This window comes from Mycolicibacterium septicum DSM 44393, assembly GCF_000455325.1.
In the GTDB taxonomy this organism is placed as follows: domain Bacteria; phylum Actinomycetota; class Actinomycetes; order Mycobacteriales; family Mycobacteriaceae; genus Mycobacterium; species Mycobacterium septicum.
The window spans coordinates 569833-576665 of record NZ_HG322953.1 but is presented as its reverse complement, the minus strand read 5'-3'; the positions used below and the strand labels follow the sequence as shown (position 1 = coordinate 576665).

The window sequence follows — 6833 nt, the reverse complement described above, 5'->3', positions numbered from 1 at the left end:
ATCATCGCCGCGATCGGGGTTATTCCGATACCGCCGGCGATGAAGACGTACCGCGGCGCCGGGCTCAGCGCGAAGGCGTTCTGGGGCACCCCGACCTCGACCACGTCGCCGATGCGCAGCATCTCGTGCACCTCGCGAGAGCCACCGCGGCCGTCGGCGACCCGCAGCACCGCGATGGTGTACCGGTACGGATCGTCGCGCGGACCGCACAGGGAGTACTGCCGGACGCGTCCGGACGGCAATGTGATGGGGATGTGCGCACCGGCTGCCCATGCGGGCAGCCGGTCGCCGGTGGGGCTGGCGAGCACCACCGAGATCACCTCGGTGGCTTCCAGCCGCAGTTGAATGACGTGAAGTTTCATACCTGGTGTCGGCTCAGACGCGGGCGTGGCCGTTTTCGGCGGGAACCTCGGTCTGCGCCGCGATGAGGTCCCGCTCCTGCTGAATCGTCTGCACCGCATGCTGGGTCGCGCGCCGGTAGTTCAGCGTGTAGATGTCGGCCGGCGCCGACACCTCGAACGCCTGCCCGGCAAGCGGAACCTCCTTGGGCTCAAGACCTTCGAGCACCGGGGTGTCCTCGTTGAAGACCTTCGTCTCGATCTCCAGGATCTCGTCGACCGTTCCGCCGCGGAAATCCTTGTCGGTGGCCACACCCCAGAAGATGATGCACTTGTCGTAGCTGACCGGCGACGGGAAATCCACCAGATACCGCTTGCCGAGCGGCTCGCCGAAGTCGTACAGGATGGTCGCGATTCCCGGCGCGTACGAGTGGTAATGCATCCAGGCATCGCCGACATCGGAGAAGTCCGAATCGGGCACCCCCGGGTAGAAGTAGGACGCCCACACCTCCCGACCGTCACGCTTGACGGCGAGCTCGTCCACCACCGGGTTCACCTCGCCCATCGACGGCGCATGCACGAACGGGAAATGCGCCATGTCCCGGAAGTTCTCGGTGGCCGCCATGAATCCGCACTCGGCGTGAATGGGCTCCGCCGCACGCCACTCCAGCTCCAGGCCGCCGATCTCAGGCGGATGTGGCAGGTCGAACACCGGGTCGCCCAGGCACGTCCAGACATGTTCGAACCGCTCGATCACCGGATAGGACTTGATCTCCGCCTTCGGCGGAATCCGTTGCCCCTCAGCCAGAGACGGGATGTGACTGCACTGCCCACTCTGCCCGTCGAACCGCCAGCCATGGTACGGGCAGGCGATGCTGTCGCCGACGACCTTGCCGTCGGCCAGGTTGCCGCCCCGGTGGATGCAGCGCCGGTCGGTCACCCGGGCCGCACCGGTGGAATCACGGAACACCACCAGCTTGTGGTCGAGCAGGGTGGCAGACTGCGGGGTGTCGATGTCCTGGGACCGGGCCACCACGAACCACACATGCTGGTAGGCCTCGCGCAGCTTGTCCGGGGTGAGGGCTTCGCGTTTCATCGAGAATTCTCCTTAAGGTTCGGCGGGGATGTTCAGCTCGGGGCGGGTCAGGGTGCGCGGCGTCAACGCCTGTTCACGGACGTATCCGGCGATCTCAGCCATGCCCGCGACCCAGACGTCGTCCATGGCACACACTTCGGCGATGAACTCGCGCAACGCCGCCGCGCGGCCCGGGCGTCCGCTGAGGAACGGATGGTTGGTCAGGATCCAGGCACCGCCGACATCACGCATCGCGTCGAGTTCGGCGCGCCACAGCTCGATGGCCTTGGCCGGCGTCTCGATCAGGCCGGTCCCGGAGAAATCGGGAACGAAGCAGTACTGCTGCCAATCGTCCAGCGCCCAGCTCACCGGGAGTTCCACCAGCGCGGACTGGTCATCGACGGCCAGCTCGTACGGGTGATCGGAATCCATCAGGGTGGAGTCGTAGAGGAAGCCGAACTCGGCGAGCAGTTTCGGTGTGTGCCAGTTCATCTCCCACATCGGGGCGCGATAGCCGACCGGTGTCACCCCGACCACCTCCTGCAGCGCCCGCAGCCCACGGTCCAGAATCTCGCGCTCCGTCTGTTCGTCGACGCCGACCAGCGACTCGTGCAGGTAGCCGTGATGGGCGATCTCGTGCCCGGCCGCCGCGATCGACCGGATCGGCTCCGGGTGCCGGTGCGCGGTGTAGCCGGGCACGAAGAACGTTGCCGGAACCTGCAATTCGTCGAGTATCGACAGCAGGCGGGGAACCCCGACCAGCGGACCGTAGGCCTGGTGCGACATCGTGCCCATGCGGTCGGCGAACGCCGGATCGGTGGTCAACAGCGGAGATTCGGCATCCACGTCGAAGGTGAATGCGACAGCGCAACGCTTTCCCTCCGGCCAGGACACCGGCCCGGCAGGCGTCAAGGGGATCATGATCGAGCCTTTCTTCCGAAGACGGACAGGAATTCCCAGGTGACGTTGGCGGCGGCGATCGCGGTGATCTCGGCATGGTCGTAGGCCGGTGACACTTCCACCACGTCGACGCCGACCAGGTTCACGCTGTCCAGCGCGCGCACGATCTCGAGCAGTTCACGGCTGGTCATGCCGCCGGCCTCGGGCGTGCCGGTGCCCGGCGCGTGCGCCGGGTCGAGCACGTCGATGTCGACCGAGACGTACACCGGCGCGTCTCCCACCCGCTCGCGGATGCGCTCGATGATGCCGTCGGTTCCGAGCGCACCGATCTGCTTGCAGGTGATCACGGAGAAGCCGAAGTTCGCATCCTCGACCAGATCCTGCTTGTCATAGATGGATCCGCGCACCCCGACGTGCAGGCTGCGATCGAGCAACAGGCCTTCCTCGAAGGCTCGCCGGAACGGTGAACCGTGGGTGATGTCGGCCCCGTAGTAGCTGTCCCAGGTGTCCAGGTGCGCGTCGAAATGCACCAGCGCCACCGGGCCGTGCACCGCGTGGACCGCGCGCAACGACGGCAGCGCCACCGAGTGATCACCGCCGAGGATCACCGCACGCGTCCCCTCGGCCTGAAGTTCGGTCAGCTGCGCCGCGATCTGGTCAACCGCCTCGCCGATGTCGAATGGGTTGCACGCGATGTCGCCGGCGTCGGCGAACTGGCAGACCTCGAACGGTTTGATGTCGAGTTCGGGGTTGTAGCCACGGATGAGACGGGATCCTTGACGAATCGCGTTGGGGCCGAACCGGGCTCCGGGCCGGTAGGTCACAGCGCTGTCAAACGGTACGCCCACCACCACGACGTCGGCCCGTGCCACGTCTGACAGCCGGGGCAGCCGGGCGAAGGTCGTCCACCCTGCGTAGCGCGGCTGCACCTGGGGGTCCGCCGGGCCCACGATCGCGTCGCGGGCATTGCCCCCGGGTATTGCTTGGTTCATTGATTGCCTTTCCTAGACACGATTTCGGGACAACCCGCCATCGACATTGACGATCTGCCCCACGGCCGCACCGAGTTGACGCCGGCTCAACAGTCCGATGACCGCGGCGGCCTGCTCGACGGTGCCGGTCCGCCCGCCCGGCGGCTGCCCGCCTGCGCCGTCACAGACCGACCATTCCGAATCCAGGGCACCGAGGGCGACGGCGTTCACGCCGACCCCGAAGCCACCGAAGTCACGGGTCAACGATTTGGTGAGCGCGACGATCCCTCCGGCCGCCGTGGCGACCGCTGCGAGGCCGTCTCCGCCGACATGCCAGCGCGAGGTGGTCAACACGATGCGTCCGCCGGTCCCGCTGTGCCGCATGTGATCCGCGGCGGCCTGCGCGTACAGGAAGCTGCCGGTCAGGGTGGCCTCGACATGGGCCCAGAATTCGGCCATCGGCTGATCGGTGAGCGGCGCCGCCACGGGTAGCCCGTGCGCCACGACCAGTACATCGACGCCACCCATGTGTGCGGCGGCCTTGGCCACCACATGGCGCACCTCGGCCCGGTCCGCCGGGTTCGCGGTGAGCGTCAACTCCCCGTCCGGCCCCGGATCACCTTCCGCGGTGACCGTTCCCACCGTCAGCGCACCTCGTCCGGCGAAATGATCACGCACCGCGGCGCCGAGCCTGGTGTCGACACCCGTGATGAGCACCCGATCGATTGAGGTCATCTCATATCACCGTTCCGCTGTTGACCGACAACACTTCTCCGCACAGGAACAGGTCCTCCTCCAGCAGGCCGCGGACCAGTTCGGCGACCTCGCTGGGCAGCGCGATGCGCCGGGCCGGCAGGGTCGAGACGAATTCCTCGGCGCGTTCCCATGATTCGGCTTCCAGCAGCGGGGTGTCGCACGGCCCGGGTGCCACGGCGTTGACCCGGACCCCGTTGGCGGCGACCTCCACGGCGATGCTGCGCAGCAGGCTCAGCGCCGCCCCTTTGGCCGCTGCGTAGTGGGCGTCGTTGCTGCCCCCGCCGATGGCCCGCTCCGAGGCGATACCGACGATGCGTCCGCTGCCCTGCCGGCGCATGTCGGGCAGCACGGCCCGGCACACGTGGGCCAGACCGCCCACGTGCACGCGCAGCATCCGCTCCCAGGCCGGCTGATCGATCTCCAGAGCCGGGGTCTCCGCGTAGTGCCCGGCGCAGATGACCGCGGCGTCGATCCGGCCGAAGGCCTTGCGCACCTGGGTGATCGCCTCGTCGACGGCGGTTTCGTCGGCGACGTCGGCGACGAGCCACAGGTCGGTGTCGGGCGCGGGTTCCCGCGAGATGGACGCGACGGCCCAACCCCGCTCCTGCAGCAGCGCCGCGATCGCCGCCCCGATGCCGCTGCCGGCACCGGTTACCACCGCCACGGGCCTGTCGGCGTTCACACCGGCTCCTTGGTCAGTTCCGGTGCCTCCGCGGCGGGGTCACCGGTCTTGGGCTGCCCCACCTTTCGGGCCTTCACGATGACGCTGCCCAGTGCCAGGATCACGCCCATCGCCACGAAGAACGCCCAGTTGATGTACCAGGAATCGGACACGGTGCGGGGCCAGACGATGTTCGTGAACTCGAAGCCCACCCACAGCACCGCCAGCACCGCCACCGGCGTACCCCACCGGCCGAGGTTCCACGGCCCGGGCTCCCATTTGCCTCGCAGCCGGGCGACCAGCCCGGTCAGCAGCGGGAACAGGAAGGCCAGGTAGTAGCCGCCCGCGGTGAAGGTGACCAGCACCGAATACACGTCGGTGGCCGAGATGAGGTAGACGAAGGCACCGATGATGGTGGTGACGATGATCGCGTAGATCGGCTGAGCCTCGGCTTTGGACAGCTTGACCAGGATCCGCGACGCGGGCAACACCTCATCACGAGCGAAGGACCAGATCACCCGCGACGCCGACGCCTGCAGGGCCAGAAAGCTTGCCAGGAAACCGATCACGAAGGCGAACAGGATCGGCTTGACCGCGGCATCACCCAGTGCGCTGCCGAGCACGTAGGTCACCGGGTCGGAGACCTCACCCGAGGTGACCTTGTCGAAGTCGGGCACCGCCAGGGTCACGGCGAGCGACGCGTACGCGATCACCAGGGCGATGAAGGCGATCGAGAACAGCATGGCCTTGGGCACATTGCGCCGAGGCTCCTTGACTTCCTCGGCGATCGCGCCGGCACTCTCGAAGCCGAGGATGGACCAACCGGTGAAGGCCAGCGCGGCCAGGAACGGGCCCGATGCGTACGCCCAGGTCCAACCGCTGTTCAGGTCGAAACCGTGCAGCACGGCGTCGAATCCGTGATGCCGGTGGAACAGCAGCAGGTAGGTACCCAGTCCGACGGAGGCCACGATCTCGGCGATGATGCTGCCGACCATCAGCGCCTTCAGCAGCCCGCGGCCCAGAATGTTGGCTCCGGTGCCGGCGAGCAGGATGAGCAGCGCGATGGTGCTCTGCTGGACGGCGCTGGGGCTCTCGATGCCGATGAGCTGGGCCAGGAATCCGGCCCCGGCGTAGGCGACGGTGGCCATGATGATCACCAGGGCCCACATGTACACCCAGCCGGCGAACCAGCCGGCCACTTCCCCGGCCAGGCGCTTGGTCCACTGATAGATGGACCCTTCGAACGGCCATCGTGACACCAGTTCGGCGAACGCCATGGCGACGATGAACTGGCCCGTCCCGACGATGACGAACGTCCACCAGAAACCGGGGCCGGCGGTCGACAGCGACAGACCGTAGATCCCGTACATCGCAACGATGGGAGAGATGAACGCGAACGCGAAGGCAAACGCCGACCACAGCGAGAACTCACGCTTCAATTCCACTGGCGCAGAATCTATTTGGCTGCCAGACGCCATATGTACCACCTTTCGCCGCGACCAAGACACCGAAGTATGGACATGGGCTCGGGCGCGCGGCATCCCAATGCGGCAATCCCGGGTTGGCCCTACAGTCGCGCCGTCGCGGACTGTAGAGACGTACAGCCGCCACACCGGCGCCGAAACATTCCGGTCTTGTGGACTTCACGTGGGTGCGTTGGAGATTGGTGAGCGCGCTCTCGGTGTTGCGCTGAGACCGGACCGACCGGCTGCGGTAGCTTCCACGCAGGCACCTCTGGAAATCCGGCCGGCAGGTCCGTCGGCAGCTCAGGAGGGATCCCGGTGAATGACGTCAAACCGTTCTCGCCCTCGATCGACTGGAGTTCGGAGCTACTGCACTCCCTGTGGTGGTTGGCGCAGGCCTGGACCATCACGGCGGTGTGCACCCTGGCGGTACTGATCCTGCTCGCCCGGTTCACCACCTGGGGCCGGCAGTTCTGGACCGTCACCGGCGCGTACTTCACCGGGCGCCACAGCCTCAAGCCGTGGCTGACACTGGCCGCGATGTTGCTGTCGGTGATCATCGGTGTGCGGCTGGCGGTGTTGTTCAGCTACCAGAGCAACGACCTGTACTCGGCGGCACAGGTCGCGGTGCAGGGCCTGGCCACCGGCAACGACGCGGTCAAAGACTCC

At 67.1% G+C, this 6833-nt stretch carries 7 protein-coding genes and 1 pseudogene; 1 reads left to right on the top strand and 7 read right to left on the bottom strand.

The window, feature by feature from the left end:
* From TX88_RS35430 to TX88_RS29515, 7 genes are all read right to left on the bottom strand, one after another.
* Positions 1–362 (bottom strand): ferredoxin reductase (locus tag TX88_RS35430; protein ID WP_244438703.1); only part of this gene is annotated, 362 nt, incomplete at its 3' end.
* A gap of 13 nt (positions 363–375) precedes the next feature.
* Positions 376–1434 carry a Rieske 2Fe-2S domain-containing protein gene (locus tag TX88_RS29540; RefSeq protein ID WP_044523370.1) on the bottom strand — a complete coding sequence of 353 codons (1059 nt, stop codon included), beginning with the start codon at positions 1432–1434 and terminating at the stop codon, positions 376–378.
* Between the two features lie 12 nt (positions 1435–1446).
* Positions 1447–2334 carry a polysaccharide deacetylase family protein gene (locus tag TX88_RS29535; protein WP_044523369.1) on the bottom strand — a complete coding sequence of 296 codons (888 nt, stop codon included), beginning with the start codon at positions 2332–2334 and terminating at the stop codon, positions 1447–1449.
* Complete coding sequence (gene speB / locus TX88_RS29530; RefSeq protein ID WP_044523367.1) at positions 2331–3305, bottom strand: agmatinase; 975 nt, start codon at positions 3303–3305, stop codon at positions 2331–2333. The genes TX88_RS29535 and speB overlap by 4 nt, the downstream gene beginning before the upstream one ends.
* 12 nt (positions 3306–3317) lie before the next feature.
* Entirely contained in the window at positions 3318–4019 is a 702-nt protein-coding gene (locus tag TX88_RS29525; RefSeq protein WP_084622249.1) for an SDR family NAD(P)-dependent oxidoreductase, read from the bottom strand.
* A 1-nt stretch (position 4020) separates the two neighbouring features.
* On the bottom strand, positions 4021–4722 hold the full coding sequence (locus TX88_RS29520) for an SDR family NAD(P)-dependent oxidoreductase (RefSeq protein WP_044523361.1): 702 nt from the start codon (positions 4720–4722) through the stop codon (positions 4021–4023).
* Positions 4719–6179, bottom strand: coding sequence for an APC family permease (locus TX88_RS29515; RefSeq protein WP_044523359.1), 1461 nt, complete (start codon positions 6177–6179; stop codon positions 4719–4721). Before TX88_RS29515 ends, TX88_RS29520 begins: the two co-directional genes overlap by 4 nt.
* 303 nt (positions 6180–6482) lie before the next feature.
* On the opposite strand from TX88_RS29515, the pseudogene TX88_RS35425 reads away from it, so the two are divergent.
* Positions 6483–6833: pseudogene (locus tag TX88_RS35425) on the top strand (ABC transporter ATP-binding protein/permease); the annotation flags it as partial.

Bases quoted from the DNA above. Each gene is read 5' to 3' on its own strand.
- TX88_RS29535 (WP_044523369.1), bottom strand. From the start codon at position 2,334: ATGATCCCCTTGACGCCTGCCGGGCCGGTGTCCTGGCCGGAGGGAAAG.
- TX88_RS29540 (WP_044523370.1), bottom strand. From the start codon at position 1,434: ATGAAACGCGAAGCCCTCACCCCGGACAAGCTGCGCGAGGCCTACCAG.
- speB (WP_044523367.1), bottom strand. From the start codon at position 3,305: ATGAACCAAGCAATACCCGGGGGCAATGCCCGCGACGCGATCGTGGGC.
- TX88_RS29525 (WP_084622249.1), bottom strand. From the start codon at position 4,019: ATGACCTCAATCGATCGGGTGCTCATCACGGGTGTCGACACCAGGCTC.
- TX88_RS29515 (WP_044523359.1), bottom strand. From the start codon at position 6,179: ATGGCGTCTGGCAGCCAAATAGATTCTGCGCCAGTGGAATTGAAGCGT.